Origin of the sequence: Burkholderia sp. JP2-270, from assembly GCF_003233675.1 — a bacterium.
Taxonomy (GTDB): domain Bacteria; phylum Pseudomonadota; class Gammaproteobacteria; order Burkholderiales; family Burkholderiaceae; genus Burkholderia; species Burkholderia pyrrocinia_C.
Window position 1 is genome coordinate 2,476,682 of the sequence record NZ_CP029824.1, and the last position, 24,500, is coordinate 2,501,181.

The window sequence follows — 24,500 nt, forward strand, 5'->3', positions numbered from 1 at the left end:
TGCGCGGCGCCGCCGCGTGTCAGTGCGCGCGCTCCTCGAGCCGCGACGCGAGAAAGCGGTGATCGGCCGAGAACAGCCGGCGATAGGTCATCAGCACCGCGCCGACGGTGCCGAGCGCGGACGCCGCGGCGATCAGGAACATGATCACGATCTGGTAGCGCACGGCCTGCAGCGGCGACTGGCCGGCCAGCACCTGGCCCGTCATCATTCCCGGCAGGCTCACGACGCCGACGACGGCCATCTGGTTCAGCGTCGGCAGCATGCCCGCGCGGACGGCCTGGCGCGCGGCGTCCTGCGCGGCTTCCCAGCGCGTCGCGCCCAGCGCGAGCGCAGTCTCGACGCGGTCGCGGCGTGCGGTGAGTTCTTCCATCATCCGCTCGACGCCGAGCGACACGCCCGTCAGCGTATTGCCGAGAATCATCCCGAGGATCGGAATCGCGTATTGCGGTGCGTACCACGGACGGATGCGGATCACGACGAACAGGCCGACCGCCGCGACGAACCAACTGCTGAACCAGATCGACGCGATGCTGTCGATGCGCTGGCCGCGGTACGTGCGCTTGCCGCGTCCGGCGCCGGCGAAACCGGCGATCAGCGTCATCAGCGCGGTGAGCGGCAGCACGACATACCAGTGCGGATGGCCGAACACCCAGCCGAGCACGTATCCGATCGCGAGCAACTGCACGACGGTGCGCACGGCCGCTAGCGCGAGCTTGCGGCCGAGGCCGAGCGACAGCGCCGCCGAGATCGCGCCGTTGATTGCGACGAGCGCGGCGGCGATGCCGACGTCTACGAGGCTCAAGTCCTGCAGTGCCGGGCTCATCGCGCGGCCTCCATCTGGTTTGCTGCGTGCAGCACGCCGGCCTGCATCACGAGCCGCGTCGTGCCGATCCGCGCGGCCTGGGCCGGATCGTGCGAGATCCACATGTACGCGCGAGCGTCGGGCGCTGCGTCGAACCACGCACCGACGAGTGCTTCGATCGCGCGCGCCGATTCGGGATCGAGCGCGGAGGTCGGCTCGTCGAGCAGCAGGACGTCGGGGTCGAGCTGCAGCACGCGCAGCAGCGCGGCGATCTGCGCTTCGCCACCCGACAGGTCGCTCGCGCGCTTGTCGAGAAAGTCGGGGCCGCGGCCGGCACGTGCGGCGAGCGCTTCGGCGCGCGCGCGATCGAACGCGACGTCGCGATAGATCGCAAGCGAATACGGATAGCGCAATTGCGATTCGACGGTGCCGTCCATTTGCGCGGGGCGCTGGCGCACATATGCGATGCTGCGCCGGTAGCGCGGGATCGCGCTGCGCCGGATCCGGCGGCCGCGCCACAGGATGTGGCCGCCGTCGAGCGGATCGAGCAGCGCGAGCGCGCGCAGCAGCACGCTCTTGCCCGACCCGGACGGTCCCGTGATAGCAATGCGCGATCCCGCGGCGAGACTGAAATCGGTCGGGGCGAGCAGGGCCTTGCCGCTGCTGGCGTCGCGCCGCGTGATGCGCTGCGCGTCGATGAGGCCGGTGGGGGCTGTCATGTCACAAATGAAAAAAAGCGTTAATGGTGCCGAAAGGTCGCCGTGCCGTGCGTCATAATACCGATTGAAAAGCCGCGAGTGTCGTGCGCCGTTCGTCCACGCAAGCGGCGCGGCATGGTGCGGCAACATTTCAGAACAACAACGGAACCGCCATGACGCTAACCCGAGCCATCGGCAAATCGGCTGCATGGATCGTCGGTATCGTCGCGGTGCTCATCGCGGCGGCCGGCGTCTTTCTCTTCATATTCGACTGGAACCGCGCGAAACCGTGGGTCAACGAACAGGTGAGTGCCGCGCTCGGCCGCCCGTTCGCGATCAACGGCGACCTGAAGGTCGGCTGGCGTCGCCCCGACGGCGAGACCGGCTGGCGCGCCTGGGTGCCATGGCCGAGCTTTTCGGCCACGCAGCTCGAGATCGGCAACCCCGACTGGGCGAAGGCGCCCAAGTTCGTCACGCTCGATGCCGCGCGCTTCGATCTCGCGATCCTGCCGTTGCTCGCGCACGAAATCGTCATTCCGTCGATCGACGTCGTGAATCCCGCCGTCGACCTCGAGCGGCTCGCCGACGGCCGCAACACGTGGACCTTCCAGTTCAAGCAATCGGCGCAGCCGTCGCCGTGGAAGGTACGGCTCGACAGCTTTGGTTTCGCGAAGGGCACCGTCACGTATCGAGACGCGATCACGAAGGCCGATCTGACCGTCGCGATCGATACGCTCGGGCAGCCGATTCCGCTCGGTGACGTGCTGAAGGAGCAGGAACAGACGTCGCGTGCAGCGTCCGCGCAGCGTGTCGGCAAGCACGGCGCCGCGCAACTGAGCGCGAAGGCAAACGCGGAAGCCGCGTCCAGCACTTCGGCGGCGCAGGCTGCGGGGGCGTCGTCATCCATGGCGGTTGCGCCTGCATCGGCGGCTGCGGCGTCCGCGGCGTCCGGCGCAAGCGGCACCGCGGCGCCGGCGAAGCCGTCCGGCCCGACCTATGCGTTCGGGCTGAAGGTCGACGGCCGCTACAAGAACGTGCCGATCAGCGGTACCGGCAAGCTCGGCGGCGTGCTCGCGGTCGAGGACACGTCGCGGCCGTTCCCGCTGCAGGCCGACGTGAAGGCCGGCGACACGCGGCTCGCGATCGTCGGCACGCTGACCGACCCGCGGCATCTCGCGGCGCTCGACCTGCGCCTGTGGCTGCAGGGCACGTCGATGTCGCACCTCTATCAGCTCACCGGCATCACGCTGCCCGACACGCCGCCTTATGCGACCGAAGGGCGTCTGGTCGGCAACTTCAAGCCGAAAGCGAGCACGTTCCGCTACGAAAACTTCAACGGCCGCGTCGGCGGCAGCGATCTCGGCGGCACGCTCTTGTATGCGCAGCGCGAGCCGCGGCCGAAGCTGTCGGGCGAACTCGTGTCGAACCTGCTGCAGTTCTCCGATCTCGCGCCGGTGATCGGCGCGGACACGGCCGCGAGCAAGGCGAAGCGCGGCGACACGACGCGCCAGCCGCCGGGCCGCGTGCTGCCGGTCGAGACGTTCCGCACCGACCGCTGGCGCGCGCTCGACGCGGACGTGAAGTTCACCGGCCGCAAGCTGATCAAGAGTTCGAACCTGCCGATCACCAACCTGTACACACACATCGTGATGCAGGACGGCGTGCTGTCGCTCGAACCGCTGCAGTTCGGCGTCGCGGGCGGCACGCTCGCGACGACCGCGCACCTCGACGGCAGCGGCGCGCCGCTGAAGGGCCGCTTCACGGTGGCCGCGCGGCACCTGAAGCTCAAGCAGCTGTTCCCGGCGCAGAAGGTGATGCAGTCGGCGCTCGGCGAGATCAACGGCGACGCGTCGCTGTCGGCGACCGGCAACTCGCCGGCCGCGCTCGCGGCGACGTCGACCGGCGAAGTGAAGGCGCTCGTCACCGACGGCCGCATCAGCCGCCTGCTGATGGAAGCCGCGGGGCTGAACGTCGCGAACGTCGTCTACGAGAAGCTGTTCGGCAATCGCGACGTGAACATCAATTGCGCGGCGATCGACTTCGTCGCGACCAACGGCATCCTCGACCCGAAGGTGTTCGCGCTCGATACCGACGACGCGCTGATCAACGTCGACGGCCCGATCAGCCTGCGCGACGAAACGCTCGACCTGAAGATCCATCCGCACACGAAGGGTTTCCGGATCTTCTCGCTGCGCTCGCCGCTGTACGCGAAGGGCACGTTCAAGAACCCGGACGTCGGCGTCGACGCGGGTGCGCTTGCGCTGCGTGCCGGCGCGATGATCGGGCTCGGCCTGATCAATCCGTTCGCGGCGCTGATTCCGCTGATCGCGCCGAGCAACAACAAGGACGTGCCGTGCTCGGAACTGTTCGGGCAGATGAACGCGAAGGCGGCGCAGAGGGCGGCCGCGAAGGCCGGCAAGTGAGGCGGGCGGGCACTGGCGGGTGCCCGGCGCGGAGGGCGGATTGGCGGGGCCGGAACGGCATGGTCGGCAGTTTCTCCGACACCTGCTAAAATACACGGTTTTCCGTCGATTTATCCTTTAACGGGACCTGCCGTGCTTTCTACTGCCAACATCACGATGCAATTCGGGCCGAAGCCCTTGTTCGAGAATATCTCGGTCAAATTCGGCGAGGGCAACCGCTATGGTCTGATCGGCGCGAACGGCTGTGGCAAGTCGACCTTCATGAAGATCCTCGGCGGCGACCTCGAGCCGAGCGCCGGCAACGTCGCGCTGGAGCCGAACGTGCGTCTCGGCAAGCTGCGCCAGGACCAGTTCGCGTACGAAGACGTGCGCGTGCTCGACGTCGTGATGATGGGCCACACCGAGATGTGGGCCGCAATGACCGAGCGTGACGCGATCTACGCGAACCCGGAAGCCACCGACGACGACTACATGCACGCGGCCGAACTCGAGGGCAAGTTCGCCGAATACGGCGGCTACGACGCCGAGGCGCGCGCGGGCGCGCTGCTGCTCGGCATTGGCATCGAGGAGAAGTTCCACAACGGCACGATGAGCGACGTCGCGCCGGGCTGGAAGCTGCGCGTGCTGCTCGCGCAGGCGCTGTTCTCGAAGCCCGACGTGCTGCTGCTCGACGAGCCGACCAACAACCTCGACATCAACTCGATCCGTTGGCTCGAGCACACGCTCAACGAGTACAACTCGACGATGATCATCATCTCGCACGATCGTCACTTCCTGAACTCGGTGTGCACGCACATGGCCGACATGGACTACGGCACGCTGAAGGTCTGGCCGGGCAACTACGACGACTACATGCTCGCATCGGCACAGGCGCGCGAGCGCCAGGCCGCGGCGAACGCGCGTGCGAAGGAGCGCGTGGCCGAACTGCAGGACTTCGTGCGCCGCTTCTCGGCGAACAAGTCGAAGGCCCGCCAGGCGACGAGCCGCGCGAAGCAGATCGACAAGATCAAGATCGAGGAATTCAAGCCGTCGTCGCGCCAGAACCCGTTCATCCGCTTCGAGTTCGAGAAGAAGCTGCACAACGTCGCGGTGGTTGCGGAAGAGATCACGAAGAAGTACGAGCGCACGATCTTCCAGAACTTCAACCTGTCGGTGCAGCCGGGCGAGCGGATCGCGATCATCGGCGAGAACGGTGCGGGCAAGACGACGCTGCTGCGTTCGCTGCTCGGCGCGCTCGAGCTCGAGCACGGCACGGTGAAGTGGTCCGAGAACGCGAATGTCGGCTACATGCCGCAGGACACGTACGAGGAGTTCCCGAACGACATCACGCTGATGGACTGGATCGACCAGTACCGCAAGGACGGTGACGACGAAACGATGGTGCGCGGCACGCTGGGCCGCCTGCTGTTCTCGTCGGACGACATCAAGAAGTCGGTGAAGGTGCTGTCGGGCGGCGAGAAGGGCCGCATGATCTGGGGCAAGCTGATGCTCGGCCGCCACAACGTGCTGCTGATGGACGAGCCGACCAACCACATGGACATGGAATCGATCGAGTCGCTGCAGATCGCGCTCGAGCAGTTCGAAGGCACGCTGATTTTCGTGTCGCACGACCGCGAGTTCGTGAGCGGGCTGGCGAACCGGATCATCGAGGTGCGCACGGACGGTACGCTGTTCGACTTTGGTGGCAACTACGAGGAATTCCTGACGAGCCAGGGGCAGGAGTAATTCTGCCGGGTTGTCCCAAGACCACCGTTCATGTGTCCCGGATTGTCCCACGGAATTGTCCCGTTGGGACAGCAGCGGGGCGGTTCTCTAGGGGACACTAGACGGAACGTGTAGGTGATTCCACCAGAAACACAAAAGGCCCACATCGGCGTTTGTCGGTGTGGGCCTTCTTGCTTCGTAGCTGGAGTATTGTCGCGGCCGGGATTGGTGGCTAACGGTGTTCTCCAAGGATGTAATGACGCTCACTTGTTCTTGCACTTGGCGCAGAGATAAACGCGATTTCCGTTTGCATCGGTACGAAACCAAACCTGTTTCCGACCAGAGCTATTCCAGCCCCGTAGTTCAACATTGCATCTGGAGCAGACTTTGGGGCCAAACGTTGACCCAGGCTTGTTTCTAAAAAGGTACGATAACAGCAAGAATGGAACGAGAACGGCGATAACAATGCCCGTAAAGATGTCCATAGCGCTCTGAAGCCTTCGAGTATGTGGGGGCGTAAAGAGCTGCTGACGTGTCCCGTGTATATGAAGCTCATGGCTTCATCCCCAGGTCTTGTGGGCAGCTCCTATTAGGGGGCTGTCAATACGGGGACTTCGTTCCCCACTGGCCGGTATATGGATTTTGGTTTCCTTGGGTGGACCAGTTATCCAGTTTTGTATCGTTCGGGTTGGTCTGGTAGTGGCCCTGAACGTAGGTACCGTTTGAGCGCGTGTAGCCGTTGACGTAATGCTCCCCGGTAGACGACCCGTAGAGATTCGAGCCGGATGAGCGGTAGCCGTAGCTGGAGGTATGCGCGTGTGCTGCGCCTGCGCTTACAAGAAGCGCGGCGAGAATGATCTTCTTCAAGGTGGTCCCCTATAGCGTATCGGAAGTAGTTATCCTGCGCGTAGCAAATCCACGGCGCGGTGCTCTGATACTACACCGACCTTCCTGCTAATTCGACTGGGGCTCTCATGGGTCTCAAATGTTGGCCGGGAAAATCTCAGAGGGTATCTGATAAAGTCTCGCCGCGAAATTCCCCCCGGTGGCCCTCCCGATTCTCGCGGGCCCGCCATCATGATGCGCATCAGGGTAACGCGCGCGATTCCTGACGCGTGGGCGCGCGTTTCTCCAGCGGCGAACAACGTATGATGCCTGCATCCAAATGAACGGGGTAGAGAGCTATGGCGTTCCACCATCTCGACCGCTATGCGCGCGACAATGAGGCCACGAAGGCAATCTTCGAACACTTCCGGAATGTGATTACTGCTGCGGCCGTGGGTGCGGCCGGTGCGTGGCTCACCAAGCACGCGGCATTCAACTCTTTCCGTGGTTTCGTGAACTTCATAAGCGGAGCAATGCTTGGGTTCATTTCATTTGGCTTGATTTGGATAGTCATCACTAACGCAAGCTACAGACTGGCCTCTGCGGGGTTTTCAAAGAAATGGGCGCTTGTCCTTTGGGGTGGGTATTGCGCCTTTGCTGTTACGGGCTTGCTGTCCTACGCGAACGGTCATTAAGAGCTAGGTACTAAACCGTTCCCTTTCGGACATGGGCTGTCAGGTGTGTACGAAAGTGAGCTTGTAAACTATTCGGACATAGCATAAGATTCGTACATCTCTTTCGTACAGGCTTCCGCTATGTCCCGCGTCTTCGCTTACTGCCGTGTGTCCACCCATGATCAATCCACCGAAAACCAGCGCCTAGAGATTGAGCGCGCCGGGTTCGCTATCGACAAGCGGCGCATCGTGGAGGAATCCATCAGCGGCTCTGTAGCTGCCTCCGAGCGCCCCGGCTTCACTCGCTTGATTGACCGCATGGAATCAGGCGATATCCTGGTCGTGACCAAGCTGGACCGGCTGGGCCGCAATGCGATGGACGTACGGGCCACGGTGGAGGCACTGGCGGGCCAGGGGGTGAAGGTCCATTGCCTTGCCTTGGGTGGGGTGGACCTGACTAGCGCAGCAGGGAAGATGACGATGCAGGTACTGAACGCCGTAGCCGAGTTTGAACGGGACCTGTTGATTGAGCGGACCAATGCAGGCATCCAGCGAGCGCGTACCGAGGGGAAGCAGTTCGGCAGGCCATCGGCATTGACCAGTGAGCAGCAAGCGGAGGTGGCTGGGCGGCTGGCCAAGGGGGAGGCTGTAGCGGCGCTGGCGCGGGACTTTAAGACCAGCCGTCAGACCATCATGCGGCTACGGGAGAAGGTGCAAGCAGGCGGCTGAGGAACTGGCTACTCCAGCCTTCAATTAGCCATAGTGCTGCTCTCGATGGCAATTCGGACAAAGGGCGATGGCATTGGCCACAGTGTCATGCCCGCCTTGTGCAAGGGGGAGCACGTGATGGACCTCTAGATAGGGCCGCCCCGTGGACTTCCTTTGAAATGGGGCTGGTTTCCCGCATCCACCGCAGATAGAGCCTATCCTAATGTTTGTGTGTGAGGCATAAACTGATGGCCAAGGAGCCACGTTATGCCACGCAAACGCAAGGAAGAAGTGACGATTGAACCGGGCAAGGGTTTGAACCTGGACCCGGAACTGATCAAGCAACTGGTACCCGGCACGCTGGATCGGGCGACGATCAACGAGGAACCTGTCCGCATTTTTGTGGGCGAGGCGGTTGAACAACAGGTTATCCACGCGCCTGCGTAAACCGTTCGCCGAACAGAATAGCAAACTGGTTCATCGCTGATTTCCAGTCGAAGGCGGCCCTCACGGTCTTGGCCAGTACGTTGCGCAGCGCCAGCCAGAGCAGCTTGATGGCCGCCTCGTCGTTCGGGAAGTGACCGCGCGTCTTGATGATCTTGCGCAATTGCATGTTCAAGCTCTCGATGGCGTTTGTCGTATAAACGACTCGCCGAATTTCCGGCGGGAACACGTAGAACGGCACGACGTGCTCCCACGCGCGTTGCCACGACTGCACGATCGTCGGGTACTTCGCGCCCCAAGGTCCGTCGGCGAAGTCTTGCAGCGCTTGCCTTGCTGCCTCTTCGCTGGCAGCCGCGTAGATCGGGCGCAGCGCCGTGGCGAGTACCTTGCGGTCCTTGTAGCTGGCGTATTCGAGGCTATTGCGGATCAGATGCACGATGCAGGTCTGAACGGTGGTCCGCGGATAGGCCGCGCTGATGGCTTCGGTTAGCCCCTTCAGGCCATCGACCACGGCGATCAGGATGTCCTGGCAGCCGCGCGTCTTGAGTTCATTGAACACCTTGAGCCAGAACTTGGCGCCCTCGGTCTGCTCGATCCAGAGGCCCAGCACATCGCGCTGGCCATCGGCTTGGATGCCCAAGGCCAGATAGACGGCCTTGTTGCTGACCACCCCGTCGTCGCGGATCTTGACCCGCAGCGCATCGAAGAACACGACCGGATACATCGCCTCGAGTGGGCGGCTCTGCCAGCTCAGCGCTTCGGCCATCACCTCGTCGGTGACCGAGCTGATGAAGTCGGGCGACACTTCGGTGCCGTATTGCTCGGCCAGAAACCCTTGAATCTCGCGCACGCTCATGCCACGCGCGTACATCGCAATGATGCGTTCGTCGAAGCCGGTGAAGCGGCGCTCGTGCTTGGGAATCAGGATCGGCTCGAAGCTGCCGTCACGGTCACGAGGGACTTCGACACGAACCGGGCCGCGATCCGTGATGACCGTCTTGCCGCTGGCGCCGTTGCGCTCGTTGGCTTGTCCGGCCGGCTTGGACTGGCCCGACGGGTAGCCCAGATGCAGATTCATCTCGGCGCCCATCGCCCGTTCGATGATCGCCTTGTTGAACGCCAGCATCAGATCCTGAACCTCGGTCGGCGTCATCGGCCCCTTGACCAACTGGTCCAGCAGTTCCTTGGGCAACTCAGGCAGCGGCCCGCGGGCCGCTGCCTGACGCGCTACGGTTTGCCTCTTCTTCTTCATCGGCATATCCATGACTTTTATACCTCATGATATGCCCCGCCCACGAAATGACGGATAGGTCCAGGCAGTACGAAGCGCGGCGCATGGAGGAAACTGCCGGAAACGCATCAGGCCCGTATCGACAGCATTGTCGATGCGGGCTTTTTCATTTCCGCCGCCGGCAAAGCCGCACAGCATCGCGCACTCCAGTTTCCTCCGATCAATCGACTTCGGGTAAATTACCCTCCGAACACCAATCCCCATTCCCCGTCCCGACCCGGAGCCGCCCCTCGATGCAGGACCATCCTCTCCCGCTCGACCTGTCCGGCCTTGCGCCAAGCCTGTACGCGCAGGGCACCGAGGAAAGCATCCTCGCGCGGCTGATGGAGCGGATCGCGCCTACGAATCGCTTCTGCGTCGATATCGGCGCGAGCGACGGGCTGCGCAACAGCAACACCGCGCGGCTGCTGCGCGAACAGGATTGGGCGGGCGTGCTGGTGGAAGGCAGCGCGTACCGGTTCGGCAAGCTTGCCGCTCACTACGCGGGCGCGGAGCGCGTCCGTCTGCATCACGACCGCGTTCAGCCCGACACGATCGACGAGTTGCTCGCCGATGCGAACGTGCCGGCCGACTTCGACCTGCTGTCGATCGATATCGACGGCAACGATTACTGGGTGTGGCGTGGCCTGCAGGCGTTTCAGCCGCGCATCGTCGTGATCGAATACAACCCGTACTACACGCCGCCCGAATGCTGGGTCATGTGCTTCAATCCGGACCACGAATGGGACGGATCGACCTATTACGGCGCGAGCCTCGAATCGCTCGTTCGCCTCGGCAGGCAGAAGGGCTATGAGCTCGTCTGCTGCGACGACATGGGCAACAACGCATTCTTCGTGCGGCAGGACCTGTACCCGCTGCTCGGCATCGCGAACAACGCTCCGTCGGTGCTGTTCCGGCCGGCGATGTACAAGCTGCGCTACGTCGGGCACAACACGTTCCTGAGCGGCCATCCGTATCGGCACGGGCCGGCCGAGCACATCTGAATGAATCAGCCCGCCGTCATCTTCGACGAAATCCGCGACGCCTATGCGCTCGGCCAAAGCGGGCCGCCGCGGCAGGTCGGCGAACGCGTGTGGCGCCTGCCGACCGACGACGGCGGCGTGGCGGTCAAGCTCTATGCGCCGGAGCATCACGCGCGCGCGGCCAAGGAAGCCGCCGTCCTCGCACATTTCGAGACGCACGGCGATGCGCGCTTCCGTGTCCAGACGCTGAAACGCACGACGGCCGGCGAACCGCTGTGGACGGGCACCGGCGCGCACGCGATGCTGACGCGCTGGGAAGCAGGGCAGTTCAGAACTTACGACACGTTTTCGCCGGCCGAGTGGGATGCGCTCGGCGCGAGTCTGGCGGCGTTGCATTTGAGTCTCGAACGGCTTCATCTGCAGTCGCTCGACACGATCCGCGCGCGGCTGATCGCGATCGACGCGGACGCGGTGCGCCGCAGCCTGCTGGAAGCGCTGGATCGCGCGCGCTCGAACGACGGCGCCGCGAACCTGCGCCGCTATGTCGAGCTCGCGCTGCGCGTGATCGACCGCTACTATCCGGGCAGCGTCGAAGCGTTTCCCGCCGACGATCCGCAGCACCCGATCCACAACGACTACAACCAGTTCAACTATCTGTTCGCGGACGCGGACGCGGGCACGCCGCCGCCGCTCATCCTCGACTGGGAAGCGTCGATCGGCGCGCCGCGCGAGTACGAGCTGGTGCGTTGTCTGAATCATCTGCCGCTGGAGGCGCCGCACCTGGCGGAAGCCTTTGTGCGCGCGTATCGGCGGGTCCGGCCGGTTGATCCCGCGCGCATCGTATGGGCCGTCGATGCCGCGTGTCTGCAGCACGCGCTCAAGCTGTGGGTCGTGCAAGGCTGGCTCGACGATCCGGCGCGCTTCGCCGCACACCTGAGCGGGGCGGTGACGATGGCGTCCGCGATGGTGGACGCGCGCGGCCGTCTCGTCGATTTCTTTTCCCGTTGCGTGGAAGCAGGAAGCTGAAGTGAATGCGAATCCGAACCGGGCCACGAACCCGCTGCCATCCGGCGAGCGGCAACATGTCTTCCCGCCGCCGCTGGATCGCGATTACCGCGTCGAAGACGGGCGCGTCAGGACGCGCTCGCTGGAAGCGCATATCGTCGATCACTGCAACCTGACCTGCGCGGAATGCTGCTCGCTGTCGCCGCTCCTGCCCGAGTGGCATGCGAGCCCCGATTCGATCGAGGCCGATCTGCGCATGGCCGCGAAGGTCTTGAGCCCGCGCATGTTCAAGCTGGTCGGCGGCGAACCGCTGCTGCATCCGGCGCTCGTCGAGCTGATCGAACGCGTGCGCGCCACGGGCATTGCGCCCGTGATCTCCGTCACGACGAACGGCCTGAAGCTCGGCGAGATGCCGGACGCGTTCTGGCAGTCGGTGGATGCGCTGACGATCTCGCGCTACCCGAAGCCGTCGCTTTCGCCCGACCTGATCGCGCATGTCGAGCACCAGGCCGCGCGCTTTAACGTGCGCCTGAACTGGAAGGTGCAGGACGTGTTCACGACGATGAATCGCGCTCAGCCCGGCACGGACCGCGACGACGCACAGCGCCTTTATCACGATTGCTGGATCCGCGAGCGCTGCCATATGATTCGCGACGGCATGTTCTACACGTGCACGCGTCCCGCACATTTCCATACGCTGTACAAGGGCGAGAAGGATTTTCAATCCGATGGCCTGCCGCTGCGCGACGGCGCCGGCATGCTCGACGCGATGCTCGCCTATCTGCAACGCGAGGCGCCGCTCGAAGCGTGCCTGCATTGCCAGGGCGGCAGCGCGCCGGTGGCGCCGCATCGCATCCTCAAACGTATCGAAGTGGACACCTTGAAGGCTCGTTATCCATGATCGTCGGCACGCGCGACCCGTTCGGTTTCGATCGTCTGCACTACCACCCGCGCAGCGGCGTGTCGGCGTCCGGCATCCGGGCCGTACTGCATGCGTCGGGGCAACCGGCCGGCGCGCCGGACAGGGCCGCCATCGCGGGCTACCTGAGCGGCGAGCGTCTCGTTGGCCGCACCGTGCTGCGCGACGTGCTGGCAGTGCCGCCCGGCCATGCGCTGATCCGTTCGCCGCAAGGGCTGGCGGTGCAGCCGGCGCCCGAGCGGCCGCAGCGCGGCGATCTGGAAACCGTGCTGCGCGCATCGCTGCAACGCGCGCTCGACAGCGGCAAGCGCGTCGCGCTGGCGCTGAGCGGCGGGCTCGATTCGGCGCTGCTGCTCGCGTTGCTGCGCGAACTCGGCGCGCAGCGGCACGTGACGTCCTACATCCTCGCAACCGACATGCCGGACTATTGCGAACGCGATGCCGCACTCGAACTGGCCGCGCAGATGCAGGCGACGGTGAAGATCGTGCGCGCGAACGAGGCCGATTTCGTGGCCGCGCTGCCGAGAACGACCCACGCGGTGGAGGAGCCGATGTTCAACCTGCATCCGGTCGCGAAGCTGCTGCTGGCCGACGCGATGGCCGCGGACGGCATCGAGGTGGCCATCACCGGCGACGGTGCGGACCAGGTGCTGCGCCGCGACCGGTCGGCCAACTATCTGCCGCTGTGCCATGCGTTGTTCGATGCGGCGTCGGTCGACCTGCATCCGCCGTTTGTCGACGCCGCCGTCGTCGCGCATCTGACGAGCATCGCACCCGACCCGAACAAGCAGTGCCTGCGCGATCTCGGGGCGCGCCTGAACCTGCCGGACCGTCTCGTGCACGGCCCCAAGCGCGGGCGGCTCGCGCCGGCGATGAACCTCGCTGCGCTACTTGATCGCGACTGCACGCTCGCGCTTGCCGACACGCTCGGCCTTCCCGCACCCACGCTGCAGGCGGATACCGAGCGCGTGCTGTGGGCGACGCTGACGCTGATCCTGGATCATCTCGGCCACTTCCACTTCGATGCCGCGCATCGACCAACCTGAGCCGCTCATGAAACGCATCCTGTTCTGCGTGGTGCCCGAAAAAGGGCACGTCAATCCATGCATCGGTCCGGCCCAGCATTTGCGCGCCGCCGGCTGCGACGTCGCGTTCTACGCGCCGGCCGACATCAGCGCGCAACTCGACGGCGCCGGCGACTTCGCGTTCGTCGGGCCGCGCGAGACGCCCGAACGCCACGACCTGTCGCGCGGCGCGAGCTTCGCCGCGAACATTCGCGACGCCGACTGGCTGCGGCACTGGATCCGCACGCTGCTGATCGACCTTGCGCCCGCGCAGGTGGACGGCATCCGCACGGTGCTGCGCGAATGGCGGCCCGACGTGGTCGTGATCGATCCGCTGCTCTATGCGGCGGCGATTGCCGCCGAGCTGGAAGGGCTGCCGTGGGTCTCGATGTCCAATTCACTGAATCCGGTGCTGCCGGACGATCTCGATTCGGAACTGCTGCGCACGGTGCGCTGGCTCGCGCCGGAACGCACACGCCTGTTCGCACGCTACGGTCTCGACGCGCGCTTTCGCGGTTGCGACATCCTGTCGCCACATCTGACGCTCGCGTTCACGACCGATGCGCTGGTCGGCGCGCCGCCGCCGGGCGTCGAGCTGGTCGGCCCCGCGTTGCCGTCCGGCCCGCGTGGCGACGAGACGCCGTTCCCGTGGGAACGCCTCGACGCGGATCGCCCGCTCGTCTATATGTCGCTCGGCAGCCAGCTTTATTGCCATCCGGACGTGTTCGCGAAGGTCATTGACGCAACGCGCGCGACGTCGGCGCAACTGGTGCTGTCGGTGGGCGAACTGGTCGATTCGGATCTGCTGCCGGCCGGTGACGAGCGTGTCGTCGCGGTGCGTTATGTGCCGCAACTGGCGCTGCTGCGGCGCACGCATGCGTTCGTCAGCCACGGCGGCGCGAATTCGGTGATGGAGTCGCTCGCGTGCGGTGTGCCGATGCTGCTGTCGCCGTTCTGCAACGACCAGTTTCATTCGGCGCACTTCGTCGAGCGGGCCGGCGCCGGGTGCGTGCTGGATCTGCAGCAGGCCGGCGTCGCTGGCATTACCGCTGCGCTCGAACGCCTGCTGCGTCCCGGGCCGCTGCGCGAGCACGCGGCGCGCATCCGTGCGAGCTACGCGCGCGACGGCTCGGCGCAGGCCGCCCGCCTGATCAGCGAACTCGCTTCAGGAAGCCGCCTGGCGACAGCGTCATGAGCACGCGGTCCTCGATGTCCTCGTCGACCTCGAACCGGCTGTCGCGGGCGAGAAATTCGCGCACGGCCGTTGCCGGGTTGTTGCCTTTGCCGTACGGCTTGCCGTCGAACATCGATGCCGGCAGATATTCCATGATGGTGTCCATCACGATCGCATAGCTGCCGGGCGTCACGAGCGATGCATAGCATTCGAGTTCGCGCAGCACGTGCGCGTGCGTATGTGTGAGATCGAGGATCGCCATCACGCGTGCGTCGTCGCCGATCCGTGCGCGCACCGACGCGAGCGTGTCGGCCGCGCACGATTCGCCTTCGATCAGCACCATGCGATGGGCGAGCCGGTGCGATTGCAGGCGCTGCCTGACCTCGTCGCGCAGGCGCGGCTCGATCGCGACGACGCGGCCGCGATCGCCGTTCAATTCCAGCATCGACGCGGAGAACACGATGCCGCCGCCCGCGGCGATACCGGTCTGCACGATGCAGTCGGGGCGCTCGCGCCAGATCAGTTCCTGGAGCGCGAGCATGTCGCCGGGCAGATGGAAGAAGCGCTCGCCGAGCCAGCGCGTCTGGAACAGATGGTCGAATTCGGCAGCGCGCTTCAGCCATTCGATGTTGATGTCCCGCATACGGGCCGAAGGACGCTCTGACATGGTCAATGCAACGAGTAGGAGTGACGTGAAAACGCTGGAACCCTGGCTTCGCCGGCACTGGAACCTCGGGCCGGCGCGCCTGCAGGCACTGTCGTCGGGCCATACTAACAAAACGTATCTCGTCGAGTGCGATTCGGAGCGCGTGGTGCTGCGCGTGTCGTGGTCGGGCAAGCCGGTCGAGCAGGTGCATCGCGAGGCGTCGATACTCGGCGATCTCGGCCGTTCGCGCACGGCGCCGATGCTGCCCGCGCTGCCGCGCCTGCGGCCGACCGTGGATGCGCAGTCCGGTGTGCAGGCCCCCGATGGAAGCTGGCTGCATCTGTTCGAGCATATCGACGGCAGCCCCGGCCTGCCCGACGATGCGCAAGCGGGTGCGATCGATGCGATGCGCGCGCTCGCGCATCTGCATTCGGCGCTGGCGGCGATCCCTGTGAGCGAATCCGCGCCGATGGCCTGGTTGGCGGCGCGCCATGCGCGTGTGTCGGCGCGTGCGATGCCGTCGTTGCCGGGCGACTTGAGTAGCCATTACGACACGATGATCCGGCGGATCGGCACGCATCTCGCCGCCGCGTCCCGCTGGCTGACGGGGCCGGTGCGTTGGCTGCACGGCGACTATCACGCGGGCAACCTGCTGTACGTCGGGCGTGCGGTGAACGGCGTGCTCGATTTCGATGATGTCGGGCAGGGTGCGCAATGGCTAGAGGCGGCCTTTGCGCTGTTCGCGCTGTCGCGTGATGCGGGCAGGGACGATCGCTTCGTTTTCGATGCGCAGCGATGGGAGGCCGGCCTGCAAGCCTATGCAGCGACGCGGCCCGATGCTGCGCCGGACTGGATGCGCGCGAACCGCGATGCGTTGATGTCGCTGTTCTGCGCGGACCAGACGCTGATCCATCTGGAAGCCGCGCAACGCGGCCTGTGGATGCCGGGCCCCGGCATCGGGTTTCTCGGCGGCTGGCGGCAGTTGCTGGACGGTGCGGCGCCCTGAAGCTGGCCGGCCACCGCGTCAGTTTTGTCGATTCAGGAACAGGCGCACGGCTTCGACCGTGTTGGGCCGCGCTTCGCCATGCTGCGATCCGTCGTGCATGCAGAACAGCACGTCGCGATGTCGTGCCGAGCTGTCGGCGACATGCGCGCGCATTGCGTCGAACAGCGCCTCGGGCGTCGGCGCCGGGCGCTGCCAATCGTCGAGGATTGCGGTCCAGCCAGTGTGTTCGCGTTGAAGGCGTGCAAGTACGCCGGCGCGATTGTCCTGCGGCATCAGCCCGTAAGGCAGGCGCAGCGGGATCGTATCCGGTGCGGGCATACCGGCCCGGCGATACGCGTCGCGAATCAGCGCGTCGGTTGCATCGATTTCGGTGATCAGCACGTCGTCCGCCAGCGCGCCCGGCCTCGCGTGCGTATGCGTGTGATTGCCGAGCCGATGGCCTTCGCGCGCCATTCTCGCCGCGATGTCGAGCGCGCCCGCGAGATTCTTGCCGAGCAGGAAGAAGGTCGCTGCGCACGAGGCGTTGCGCAGGACGTCGAGCAAGGCTGGCGTCGACGGGCCGGGGCCGTCGTCGAAACTGAGGTGAATGGACATCGCGGGGAGAGCGCGCGCGTGAGTGGAACCGGAACGATAGCGCAATCCGGCGGCTGACCGGTCGTGCGTCGTCAGCGAGCGCAAGCGTGCGGGCGCAACACGGCCGGGCGATACCGCCCGTGCTCAAGCGCTGAATCGCTGAATCGCTCAATCGTCGCAAGCAAGCGCCGGCTCGTCCGGAATCGCTCGCTCCGCCAGCGCGACATAATCGCCCGACGCCGTGCGCTCGACCCTTGCATCGACACGGTACGCGCGTCGCAGGTTCGGCGGCGTCAGCACGTCGGCCGGTGCGCCGTCCGCGACGAGTCCGTCGGCGCTCAGCAGCACGAGCCGGTCGCAGAAACGCGATGCGAGATTCAGGTCGTGCATCGCGATCAGCACGATCGCGCCGCGCCGGCGGGCCGCTTCGCCGACCGCCTCCAGCGCGAGCAATTGCCAGCGCAGGTCGAGCGCGCTGGTCGGTTCGTCGAGCAGCAGCAGCGGCGTGTCGCGCACGAGCACCTGCGCGAGCCCGACCATCTGCCGCTGGCCGCCCGACAACCGGTCGAGCGACGACATCGCCAGCGGGTGCAGCCGCAGCCGCGTGAACACCTGTTGCAAACGCCGGTCGCGCGTCGCGTCGGACAGGCCGCCGCAGGTGGCGCGCAACGCGCTGCGCACGGCTTCGTACACGAGCAGCGACGACGGTTGCGGCAAGGTCTGCGGCAGATAGCCGACTTGCCGTGTGTGTTCGCGGCGCGACCCGCATAGCAGGTCGAGGCTGCCGAATGCCGCGCGACCGGTCGCGGACGCGAGCCGCGCCAGCGCGCGCAGCAGCGTCGACTTGCCGACCCCGTTCGGCCCGAGCAGCCCGATCGTCGTGCCCGGCTCTACCGGCGCGAGCGACAGCCCGTCGAGCACGACCCGGGCGCCGTAGCGGACGCACAGCGCGTCGAGATGCAGCATCGACTCAGCCATCGAGCCTCCTGCGCCGGCTGACGAGCAACATGAACAACGGCACGCCGACCAGCGCGGTGATGATGCCGATCGGCAGTGTCACGCCGGGGATCAGCGTCTTGCTGAGCACGGACGCGCCGGCCAGCATGATCGCGCCGGCGAGCGCCGCGCCCGGCAGGTAGTAGCGATGCTCGTCGCCGACCAGCAGCCGCGCGACGTGCGGCCCGACGAGGCCGACGAAGCCGATCGTGCCGACGAATGACAGCGCCGTCGCGGACAGCAGGCTGATGCGCGCGAGCGCGACGAGCCGCAGCCGCTCGACCGCGATGCCCATGCTGCGCGCCTGCTCGTCGCCGGCGCGCAGCGCCGTCAACGACGCAACGTCGACGCTCGCCCACAGCGCGCAGGCGGCGAACACGCAGGTCAGCAGTGCGATCTTGCCCCACGTCGCGCGGGCCAGGCTGCCCATGCTCCAGAACACGATCTGCTGCAGCGCATTCGCGTCGGCGATGAACTGCAGCAGCCACAGCAGGGCCTCGAAGCTGAACATCAGGCCGATGCCGAACAGTACGACGGTTTCGGTCGACGCGCCGTGGCGCCACGCGAGCCAGACGATCAGCAGCGTCGCGACGCTCGCGCACGCGAACGCGCCGAGCGACAGCGCGACGTTCTCGTTCCACAGCACGAGGTGCCAGCCGGAAATCACGACGAGCGACGCGCCGACGCTTGCGGCGGCCGACATGCCGAGCGTGAACGGGCTCGCGAGCGGGTTGTTCAGCACGGTCTGCATTTCGGCGCCGGCGAACCCGAGCGACGCACCGACGAGCACGGCCATCAGCGCATACGGCAGGCGCACGTCCCACAGGATCACGCGCTGTTCGAGCGGCAGCCCGTCGGGCCGGAACAGGCCGCCGACCAGGTCGGCGACCGGAAACGACGACGGGCCGGTCGAGACATCGACGACGAGCAGCGCGACGAGCACGCATGCGAGTGCGGCCAGCGCACCGACACGCCGCGCGGCGACCGCGCGGTAGCGGAGTCGCAGCGACGGAGGCGAAACGGGTGTCGTCGTGCTCATGCGGCCGCTCCGGACGCAGGCTCGACAACCACGCGTGACGCAAGCACGAGGCTCGGCAGCACGACGCCGCCGTGATCCTCACCGTTGATCAGCCGGAACGCGGCGTCGAGCCCTGGGCGGCCACCCACGCGCGCGACGAAGTCGCGGGCGGAACTGACCTGCTTGCGTGCCTGCTGGCGGCGCATCCGTTCGGCGTCGGGGTTTGGAGCGCCTTCCTCGAGGCTGCCTGCGGTCACGAGGACGCTCAGCGGTGGTGCGAGCGGGGCGATTTGCGCGGCGAACCGGTCGGCATAGGGCAGCAGCGCGCGCTCGCCCCACCAGATCGACGGGCTCGCGGCCACGTAGCGCCGAAACAGGTGCGCGCGCGTGAGCATCGCGTACAGCGTCAGCAGGCCGCCGTACGAGTGGCCGAACAGCGTCTGCCGCTCGGGATCGACCGGCAACTGGCGGGCGAGCCACGGCTGCATGTCGTGCTCGATGAAGTCGAGAAAGCGGTCCGCGACGACGCCGCGGCCGTTCGGCAACGGCGCAAGCGTGTAGTCGTCCGCGCGTGCGGCCATGTCGTAGGGCCCGTCGACCGGATAGCCGATGCCGATCACGACGGCTTCGGCGTCGCGCGCGCCGTCGGGCCGCGCGCGGAGATTGCGGACGAGCTGCGCCGCGAGCGGGAACAGCGCATTGCCGTCGAGCACGGTGAGCACCGGATGGGGCGCCGAGCCTGAACGCTCGGCCGGTAGCGAGACGAACAGACGCCGCGTGCGGCCGGCGATCGTCACGTCGAACTGGCGGCTGTTCGGCACGACGACCGGCAGTGCGGCGTCGAGGCCGGGCCACGCAGGCGCATCGGCGGCGCGCGCGGGCGCGAGCCGGCCGCCGAGCGGGCCGGCCAATCCGGCGACGAGCAGGGAGCGGCGCATGGAGGAGGCGGGCATCCGCATGTCAGGACCCTTCCTGCGCCCAGTATTCGCCTTGCAGCGGAACAGGCTGGAAGCGTCGCACCATCGTGTCGAACGTGGTGCGCGGATCGAGATCGGCGAACAACGCCGGATGCAGCCACTTGGCCATCGCCTGCACGGCGACGACGTTGAACGGAGAATTATAGAAGTGATGCCAGATCGCATACGCGCGCCGCTCGCGGACCGCGCGCAGTGGCGCGATCTGCGGCCGCTTCAGCGACCGGTCGAGCGAACGGACGGCGGCGTCGTGCGGCACGCCGGCGCCGAGCGCGATGCGTTGCGGCGCGCTTTGCAGTGTCTGGAGCGAGCCGATCGCGGTGCCGATGTAGAAATCGGGTTGGCGGCTCAGCAGGTATTCGGGGTTCAGCGTGCCGCGCTCGCCGGGCACGCGGCCTTTCGCGACGTTGTTGCCGCCGGCGGCGTCGAGCAGGTGGCCCATCATGCCGGTCATCGTGTCGCAGCAGTCGCCCGACAGGCCGACGCGGCTTTCGAGGAACACGCTCGGCGCGGCCGGGCGCGCGGTCGCGAGCCGCGTGCGGACGAGATCGAGCTGCTGCTGCCAGTACGCGTTGAATTCCGTCGCGCGCTGCGGCGAGCCGAGCACCTGGCCGAGCAGCGCGATGCTGCGCGGCGTGTTGGCGAGCGGGTCGTGCCGGAAGTCGACGAACACGATCGCGACGCCGGCCGCCTCGAGCCGCGCGAGCGTTTCGCGATCGCGCTCGCCGGGGCCGTGGCCGCCGCCGAGCCCGAAGATCGCGACCTGCGGACGCAGCGCGAGCGCGCGCTCGTCGCTGAAGCTGCCGGACTGCGAGCGTCCGATGCGCGGCACGTCCTTCAGGCGCGGGAAGCGCGCGAGCCATTGCGTGTAGCTTGCGGAATCGAGTTGCTCGAAATCACCCATCATGCCGACGAGGCGGCGCGTCGGATCGTCGCCGTCGACCACCGCCAGCGCCGGCAGCAGGCGACCCTCGCCGAGCAGCACGCGCTCGACGCGCGCAGGAATCCGGACTTGCCGCCCGGCCAGGTCGGTGACGGTCGTCGTGTCCGCCTGCGCGGCATGCATCACGAGCCAGCCGCACAGCGATACACCCAACATGGCCCACATTCCGCTTGTTTTTTTCACGCGACTCCCGATACGATATAAATGAGAACGATTCGCATTTGATTGTAGCCGAGCCGAGGCCGTGACAGGGGCATCGGCCATTTGATCGAACACCAAAATAGTTTGCGCGGGCGCAAGAGGCCTGTGCGCGGGGGTATGACGACATGACAGCGCTGACGCCAGCCGCTTCCCATTCCGATCGCTATCGACACGACGCGCACGTCGCGCGGATCCGCGAGGTGCGACCGGGGCTGCGGATCCATTCGGACGACGCAACCGACGAATTCGACGCCGTGATGTCGGGGCAGTGTTCGCAGGGCCTGCATCTCGTGCTGCTGCTCGAGGGTGCGCTCGACGTGTCGTACGGCGATCGGCGCGTGGTGTTGACGACGGACGGGCGGCGCACCGGCCGCACGGACCGCGAAGCCGCGCGGCCCGCGGTGCGGATGCAGTCGTTCCTGCTCAATGCGGTCGAGCCGGACACGTTCCGCAGGCGGCTCAGCAAGGGCGGTTACGCGCGGCGGCTGAGCCTCGCGATGTCGGGCGAATGGCTCGGCCATCTGCAGGCGGCCAGCCGCGGCGTCCTGCCGGAACGGCTCGACGCGATGCTGTCCGCGCATCTCGCGATCCGCTTCTGGCAGCCGACGCCGCGTGCGACGGCGCTCGCCGAACAGATCGTGCGGCCGCCCGCCTATCAGCCGATGCTGCAGGCGATCTATCTGGAGAGTCGCGTGCTCGAACTGCTCGCCGAGGCCTTCACGCCGCTCGAGTCCGGTGCGGCGCAGACGGCGGACGCGTCGCTCGGTTCGCGCGACTATCGGCGGATGGCCGAGTTGCGCGCGTTCCTCGCGAGCGACGCGGCGCAGGAACTGTCGCTCGATGACATCGCGCGGCACGCCGGGATGAGCGCGAACGCGATGCAGCGCCAGTTCCGCGCGGCCTATGGCACGACCGTGTTCGACTTCGTCCGCGAACATCATCTGCAGCGCGCGCGGCTCGCGCTCGAGCGCGATGCGGTGAGCGTCAAGCAGGCTGCGGCGCTGGCCGGCTACACGAGCGCCGCGAACTTCGCGACGGCCTACAAGCGCCGCTTCGGCGTCACGCCGACGCTGGCGCGACGCAGCGACCGGCGCTGACGACGGCCGGCGACGGCGCTCAAACGACTTCGATGCTTACGCAAAGATTTCGGTTGATTACATGTTTAATAATAAGAATGAGAATCAATCACATCATGAAACATCGAAAGCGCCACCATGTCGAATCAAGCTGCAAGCTTTGCATTCAAGCCGGTCGTCGTTGCCGGCCTGTATCTGATGGGCGCGTCGTGCGCGTGGGCGCAGACGCCTGACCCAACGGCGGAACCCGCCGCGGCGTCCTCTGTCGCTGCCCGATCCGCCGCCGCCGGACCGGACGACCGGGCCAAGCTGGCCGGATCCGCGCCGCCGGAGGCTGCCGCCGATCCGGCCGCGCTGAAGGAGATCGTCGTCACGGCGAGCCGCCGCGACCAGGCGATCCGCGAGGCGCCCGCGAGCATTTCGGTGATCAGCCGGGAAGACATCGACGCGAAGCCGTACACGTCCGTCGCCGAGATCGTCGCCAACGTCGAGGGCGTGAGCGTCGTCGGTGCTTCGCCGAACGACCAGGACATCTCGATTCGCGGGATGCCGGGCGAGTACACGCTGATCCTCGTCGACGGCCGCCGCCAGAACACGCGCGAAACGATGAACCGCGGCACGGCCGGCGTGCAGTCGAACCTGATGCCGCCGCTGTCGGCGATCGAGCGGATCGAGGTCGTGCGCGGGCCGATGTCGTCGTTGTACGGCGCCGACGCGATGGGCGGCGTGATCAACGTGATCACGCGCAAGGTGCCGAAGCGCTGGGGCGGCACGATCACGGCCGGCAGCGTGTGGCAGCTCGAATCGAACCAGGGCGACACGCAGAGCGTCGACTTCTGGCTTGGCGGTCCGCTGAAATCCGACGTGCTCGGGCTGCAGGCGTCGGGGCGTCTCCTGCATCGCGGCGAAGACGACATCTACTACCCGAACAGCGGAACGAGCGGGGCGAACGGGCAGCGGATCGGCAGCTTCGATGTGAAACTGTCCGCGAAACCCGCGAGCAACCAGGACGTGAGCGTCAATATCGGGCGCGAGCAGCTTACCTATCTCAGCACGCCGGGCAAGAGCGCCGCGCCGCTTACGCCGCGCACGGCGGCCACCGCGCTCACGGAGACGCGTCATATCCGTGATTACTGGGGCATCACGCACGACGGCCGCTGGGGCTTCGGCGACACGACGGTATCGCTGTACGGCGAGCGCGGCGTGCAGGACCAGTGGACGCCGGCCGGGCGTTTGCCGGCGAGGCCCGCACTGACCGACACGATCCTCGAAGCCAAGGCCGCGATCCCGTGGTGGGGCGAGCGCAACATCCTGACCGTGGGCGGCCAGCACATCTGGTCACGGCTGTCGGGCGTCAGCGTGCAGGACGCGGTGCCGAAAGGGCACGGGGCCAATGCGGATCGTGTCACACGCAACGCGTGGGCGCTGTTCGGCGAGAACGACTACTTCTTCAACGACCGCTTCACGCTGACGACCGGCGTGCGGCTCGATCACGACGACCGCTACGGCAGCCACGTGAGCCCGCGCATCTACGGCGTGTACCAGCTCAGCCGGGCGTGGACGGTGCGCGGCGGCGTATCGACCGGTTTCCGGCCGCCGTCGCTGCGCCAGAGCACGGCCGGCTACTGCATGACGTCGGGCGGTGCGGCGGGCGCGACGCCCGGTACGCTGTGCGGCAATCCGGAACTCAAGCCGGAGACGAGCTTGACCGAGGAGCTCGGCGTGCGCTACGACCTGGGCGACACGTACGCGGGCCTGACGCTGTTCAACAACCTGTTCAAGAACAAGGTGGCGAGCTACGACACGGGCAAGCCCGATCCGCGCTCGCCGGGCCGCAACATCTACGTGTACGACAACATCGACCGGGTCAAGCTGTACGGGCTCGAGATCGGCGCGGGCACGCGCCTGTCGCGCACGCTGAAGGTGTCGGGCGCATACACGCTGACCGAGTCGCGCCGCGAAGGCAGCGGCGAGAAGGCGTTCAACGGCAGTTCGCTCGACGGCTATCCGCTCGACAAGACGCCGAAGCACAAATTCAACGTGCAGGTCGACTGGACGCCGACAGCCAAGCTCGATCTCTACGCGACGGCGAACTATATCGGCAGCGAATACTGGGCCGCGTTCCGCAACGGTGCGCAGGGCGTGCGCGAGCGGCCGTCGACGACGACCTTCGATCTCGGCGGGCGCTACCGGATCGACAAGCGTTTCTCCGTCAATTTCGCGGTGCTGAATCTGACCAACAAGATGGTGCCGATCGACGATCGCACGCGCACGACCGGGCTGAGCGGCAACTGGCTCGTCGACCAGGGGCGCCGCATCGCGGTCAGTCTGACCGCCGAAATGTGACGGCATGGCCGGCGCGCCGCGCCGGCTC

The 24,500-nt window shown here is 66.5% G+C and carries 24 protein-coding genes; 13 read left to right on the top strand and 11 right to left on the bottom strand.

Annotation, left to right across the window (positions count from 1 at the left end):
- Window positions 1–19: 19 nt before the first annotated feature.
- Both fetB and DM992_RS11770 read right to left on the bottom strand, forming a co-directional pair.
- On the bottom strand, window positions 20–823 hold the full coding sequence (gene fetB / locus DM992_RS11765) for an iron export ABC transporter permease subunit FetB (protein WP_111016925.1): 804 nt from the start codon (window positions 821–823) through the stop codon (window positions 20–22).
- Window positions 820–1,521: an ATP-binding cassette domain-containing protein gene (locus DM992_RS11770; protein WP_111016926.1), complete on the bottom strand. Its 702-nt coding sequence runs from the start codon at window positions 1,519–1,521 to the stop codon at window positions 820–822. The genes fetB and DM992_RS11770 overlap by 4 nt, the downstream gene beginning before the upstream one ends.
- A gap of 152 nt (window positions 1,522–1,673) precedes the next feature.
- Here DM992_RS11770 and DM992_RS11775 point away from each other — a divergent pair, with 152 nt between their 5' ends.
- Entirely contained in the window at window positions 1,674–3,923 is a 2,250-nt protein-coding gene (locus tag DM992_RS11775) for an AsmA family protein (RefSeq protein WP_111016927.1), read from the top strand.
- 132 nt (window positions 3,924–4,055) lie between these two features.
- Window positions 4,056–5,648 (top strand): ABC-F family ATPase, encoded by a 1,593-nt coding sequence (locus DM992_RS11780; protein WP_111016928.1) that lies wholly within the window; start codon window positions 4,056–4,058, stop codon window positions 5,646–5,648.
- Between the two features lie 579 nt (window positions 5,649–6,227).
- On the opposite strand, the gene DM992_RS11785 is transcribed toward DM992_RS11780, so the two are convergent.
- Window positions 6,228–6,494, bottom strand: coding sequence for a hypothetical protein (locus DM992_RS11785; protein WP_111016929.1), 267 nt, complete (start codon window positions 6,492–6,494; stop codon window positions 6,228–6,230).
- Between the two features lie 317 nt (window positions 6,495–6,811).
- Here DM992_RS11785 and DM992_RS11790 point away from each other — a divergent pair, with 317 nt between their 5' ends.
- Both DM992_RS11790 and DM992_RS11795 read left to right on the top strand, forming a co-directional pair.
- The gene (locus DM992_RS11790) at window positions 6,812–7,147 is read left to right on the top strand and encodes a hypothetical protein (RefSeq protein ID WP_111016930.1); all 336 of its coding nucleotides are present in this window, start codon (window positions 6,812–6,814) and stop codon (window positions 7,145–7,147) included.
- Between the two features lie 120 nt (window positions 7,148–7,267).
- The gene (locus DM992_RS11795) at window positions 7,268–7,855 is read left to right on the top strand and encodes a recombinase family protein (RefSeq protein ID WP_111016931.1); all 588 of its coding nucleotides are present in this window, start codon (window positions 7,268–7,270) and stop codon (window positions 7,853–7,855) included.
- Window positions 7,856–7,879: 24 nt separating this feature from the next.
- Here the strand turns inward: DM992_RS11795 and DM992_RS42670 are convergent, their stop codons facing one another.
- Window positions 7,880–8,098 (bottom strand): HNH endonuclease signature motif containing protein, encoded by a 219-nt coding sequence (locus DM992_RS42670; RefSeq protein WP_275427576.1) that lies wholly within the window; start codon window positions 8,096–8,098, stop codon window positions 7,880–7,882.
- Window positions 8,099–8,101: 3 nt separating this feature from the next.
- Here DM992_RS42670 and DM992_RS42675 point away from each other — a divergent pair, with 3 nt between their 5' ends.
- A complete protein-coding gene (locus tag DM992_RS42675) occupies window positions 8,102–8,281 on the top strand; it encodes a hypothetical protein (protein WP_162631561.1) in 180 nt (59 codons plus the stop codon).
- Here DM992_RS42675 and DM992_RS11805 read toward each other — a convergent pair.
- On the bottom strand, window positions 8,262–9,530 hold the full coding sequence (locus DM992_RS11805) for an IS256-like element ISBcen18 family transposase (RefSeq protein WP_081938342.1): 1,269 nt from the start codon (window positions 9,528–9,530) through the stop codon (window positions 8,262–8,264). The two genes, DM992_RS42675 and DM992_RS11805, sit on opposite strands and share 20 nt — an antisense overlap.
- A gap of 272 nt (window positions 9,531–9,802) precedes the next feature.
- Between DM992_RS11805 and DM992_RS11810 the strand changes: the two genes are divergently transcribed.
- Genes DM992_RS11810 through DM992_RS11830 form a run of 5 tightly spaced genes read left to right on the top strand, consistent with a single transcriptional unit; the run spans window position 9,803 to window position 14,714 of the window.
- Window positions 9,803–10,552, top strand: coding sequence for an FkbM family methyltransferase (locus tag DM992_RS11810; RefSeq protein ID WP_111016932.1), 750 nt, complete (start codon window positions 9,803–9,805; stop codon window positions 10,550–10,552).
- Entirely contained in the window at window positions 10,553–11,557 is a 1,005-nt protein-coding gene (locus DM992_RS11815) for a phosphotransferase (protein WP_111016933.1), read from the top strand.
- A 1-nt stretch (window position 11,558) separates the two neighbouring features.
- Window positions 11,559–12,437 (top strand): 4Fe-4S cluster-binding domain-containing protein, encoded by an 879-nt coding sequence (locus DM992_RS11820; protein WP_111016934.1) that lies wholly within the window; start codon window positions 11,559–11,561, stop codon window positions 12,435–12,437.
- Window positions 12,434–13,501, top strand: coding sequence for an asparagine synthase-related protein (locus tag DM992_RS11825; protein WP_111016935.1), 1,068 nt, complete (start codon window positions 12,434–12,436; stop codon window positions 13,499–13,501). The genes DM992_RS11820 and DM992_RS11825 overlap by 4 nt, the downstream gene beginning before the upstream one ends.
- Window positions 13,502–13,508: 7 nt before the next feature.
- Window positions 13,509–14,714 (top strand): glycosyltransferase, encoded by a 1,206-nt coding sequence (locus tag DM992_RS11830; RefSeq protein WP_111017893.1) that lies wholly within the window; start codon window positions 13,509–13,511, stop codon window positions 14,712–14,714.
- Here the strand turns inward: DM992_RS11830 and DM992_RS11835 are convergent.
- Window positions 14,671–15,360, bottom strand: coding sequence for a CmcI family methyltransferase (locus DM992_RS11835; RefSeq protein ID WP_111016936.1), 690 nt, complete (start codon window positions 15,358–15,360; stop codon window positions 14,671–14,673). The genes DM992_RS11830 and DM992_RS11835 overlap by 44 nt on opposite strands.
- Before the next feature lie 25 nt (window positions 15,361–15,385).
- On the opposite strand from DM992_RS11835, the gene DM992_RS11840 reads away from it, so the two are divergent.
- Complete coding sequence (locus DM992_RS11840; protein ID WP_111016937.1) at window positions 15,386–16,345, top strand: phosphotransferase; 960 nt, start codon at window positions 15,386–15,388, stop codon at window positions 16,343–16,345.
- 18 nt (window positions 16,346–16,363) lie between these two features.
- Here DM992_RS11840 and DM992_RS11845 read toward each other — a convergent pair whose 3' ends face one another.
- The 5 genes from DM992_RS11845 to DM992_RS11865 all read right to left on the bottom strand — a co-directional run bounded on the left by DM992_RS11845 (window position 16,364) and on the right by DM992_RS11865 (window position 21,014).
- The gene (locus DM992_RS11845) at window positions 16,364–16,939 is read right to left on the bottom strand and encodes a polysaccharide deacetylase family protein (RefSeq protein WP_111016938.1); all 576 of its coding nucleotides are present in this window, start codon (window positions 16,937–16,939) and stop codon (window positions 16,364–16,366) included.
- 147 nt (window positions 16,940–17,086) lie between these two features.
- Window positions 17,087–17,896: an ABC transporter ATP-binding protein gene (locus tag DM992_RS11850; protein WP_111016939.1), complete on the bottom strand. Its 810-nt coding sequence runs from the start codon at window positions 17,894–17,896 to the stop codon at window positions 17,087–17,089.
- Window positions 17,889–18,953, bottom strand: a complete 1,065-nt coding sequence (locus tag DM992_RS11855; protein ID WP_111016940.1) for an iron ABC transporter permease — start codon at window positions 18,951–18,953, stop codon at window positions 17,889–17,891. Before DM992_RS11855 ends, DM992_RS11850 begins: the two co-directional genes overlap by 8 nt.
- The gene (locus tag DM992_RS11860) at window positions 18,950–19,870 is read right to left on the bottom strand and encodes an alpha/beta hydrolase-fold protein (protein ID WP_239511269.1); all 921 of its coding nucleotides are present in this window, start codon (window positions 19,868–19,870) and stop codon (window positions 18,950–18,952) included. The genes DM992_RS11855 and DM992_RS11860 overlap by 4 nt, the downstream gene beginning before the upstream one ends.
- A 22-nt stretch (window positions 19,871–19,892) precedes the next feature.
- Window positions 19,893–21,014 carry an ABC transporter substrate-binding protein gene (locus tag DM992_RS11865; RefSeq protein ID WP_111016942.1) on the bottom strand — a complete coding sequence of 374 codons (1,122 nt, stop codon included), beginning with the start codon at window positions 21,012–21,014 and terminating at the stop codon, window positions 19,893–19,895.
- A 161-nt stretch (window positions 21,015–21,175) separates the two neighbouring features.
- Here DM992_RS11865 and DM992_RS11870 point away from each other — a divergent pair, with 161 nt between their 5' ends.
- Window positions 21,176–22,147: a helix-turn-helix domain-containing protein gene (locus DM992_RS11870; RefSeq protein ID WP_111016943.1), complete on the top strand. Its 972-nt coding sequence runs from the start codon at window positions 21,176–21,178 to the stop codon at window positions 22,145–22,147.
- 117 nt (window positions 22,148–22,264) lie between these two features.
- Window positions 22,265–24,472: a TonB-dependent receptor gene (locus tag DM992_RS11875; RefSeq protein ID WP_111016944.1), complete on the top strand. Its 2,208-nt coding sequence runs from the start codon at window positions 22,265–22,267 to the stop codon at window positions 24,470–24,472.
- The last annotated feature ends 28 nt before the right edge of the window (window positions 24,473–24,500 follow it).

What these genes read in the sequence shown, in the direction of transcription:
- DM992_RS11810 (WP_111016932.1), top strand. Translation starts at nt 9,803, where the DNA reads ATGCAGGACCATCCTCTCCCGCTCGACCTGTCCGGCCTTGCGCCAAGC.
- DM992_RS11815 (WP_111016933.1), top strand. Translation starts at nt 10,553, where the DNA reads ATGAATCAGCCCGCCGTCATCTTCGACGAAATCCGCGACGCCTATGCG.
- DM992_RS11835 (WP_111016936.1), bottom strand. Translation starts at nt 15,360, where the DNA reads ATGTCAGAGCGTCCTTCGGCCCGTATGCGGGACATCAACATCGAATGG.
- DM992_RS11805 (WP_081938342.1), bottom strand. Translation starts at nt 9,530, where the DNA reads ATGAAGAAGAAGAGGCAAACCGTAGCGCGTCAGGCAGCGGCCCGCGGG.
- DM992_RS11845 (WP_111016938.1), bottom strand. Translation starts at nt 16,939, where the DNA reads ATGTCCATTCACCTCAGTTTCGACGACGGCCCCGGCCCGTCGACGCCA.
- DM992_RS11775 (WP_111016927.1), top strand. Translation starts at nt 1,674, where the DNA reads ATGACGCTAACCCGAGCCATCGGCAAATCGGCTGCATGGATCGTCGGT.
- DM992_RS11875 (WP_111016944.1), top strand. Translation starts at nt 22,265, where the DNA reads ATGTCGAATCAAGCTGCAAGCTTTGCATTCAAGCCGGTCGTCGTTGCC.
- DM992_RS11870 (WP_111016943.1), top strand. Translation starts at nt 21,176, where the DNA reads ATGACAGCGCTGACGCCAGCCGCTTCCCATTCCGATCGCTATCGACAC.
- DM992_RS11825 (WP_111016935.1), top strand. Translation starts at nt 12,434, where the DNA reads ATGATCGTCGGCACGCGCGACCCGTTCGGTTTCGATCGTCTGCACTAC.
- DM992_RS11860 (WP_239511269.1), bottom strand. Translation starts at nt 19,870, where the DNA reads ATGCGCCGCTCCCTGCTCGTCGCCGGATTGGCCGGCCCGCTCGGCGGC.
- DM992_RS11850 (WP_111016939.1), bottom strand. Translation starts at nt 17,896, where the DNA reads ATGGCTGAGTCGATGCTGCATCTCGACGCGCTGTGCGTCCGCTACGGC.
- DM992_RS11830 (WP_111017893.1), top strand. Translation starts at nt 13,509, where the DNA reads ATGAAACGCATCCTGTTCTGCGTGGTGCCCGAAAAAGGGCACGTCAAT.
- fetB (WP_111016925.1), bottom strand. Translation starts at nt 823, where the DNA reads ATGAGCCCGGCACTGCAGGACTTGAGCCTCGTAGACGTCGGCATCGCC.
- DM992_RS11855 (WP_111016940.1), bottom strand. Translation starts at nt 18,953, where the DNA reads ATGAGCACGACGACACCCGTTTCGCCTCCGTCGCTGCGACTCCGCTAC.
- DM992_RS11865 (WP_111016942.1), bottom strand. Translation starts at nt 21,014, where the DNA reads ATGTGGGCCATGTTGGGTGTATCGCTGTGCGGCTGGCTCGTGATGCAT.
- DM992_RS42675 (WP_162631561.1), top strand. Translation starts at nt 8,102, where the DNA reads ATGCCACGCAAACGCAAGGAAGAAGTGACGATTGAACCGGGCAAGGGT.
- DM992_RS11790 (WP_111016930.1), top strand. Translation starts at nt 6,812, where the DNA reads ATGGCGTTCCACCATCTCGACCGCTATGCGCGCGACAATGAGGCCACG.
- DM992_RS11795 (WP_111016931.1), top strand. Translation starts at nt 7,268, where the DNA reads ATGTCCCGCGTCTTCGCTTACTGCCGTGTGTCCACCCATGATCAATCC.
- DM992_RS11770 (WP_111016926.1), bottom strand. Translation starts at nt 1,521, where the DNA reads ATGACAGCCCCCACCGGCCTCATCGACGCGCAGCGCATCACGCGGCGC.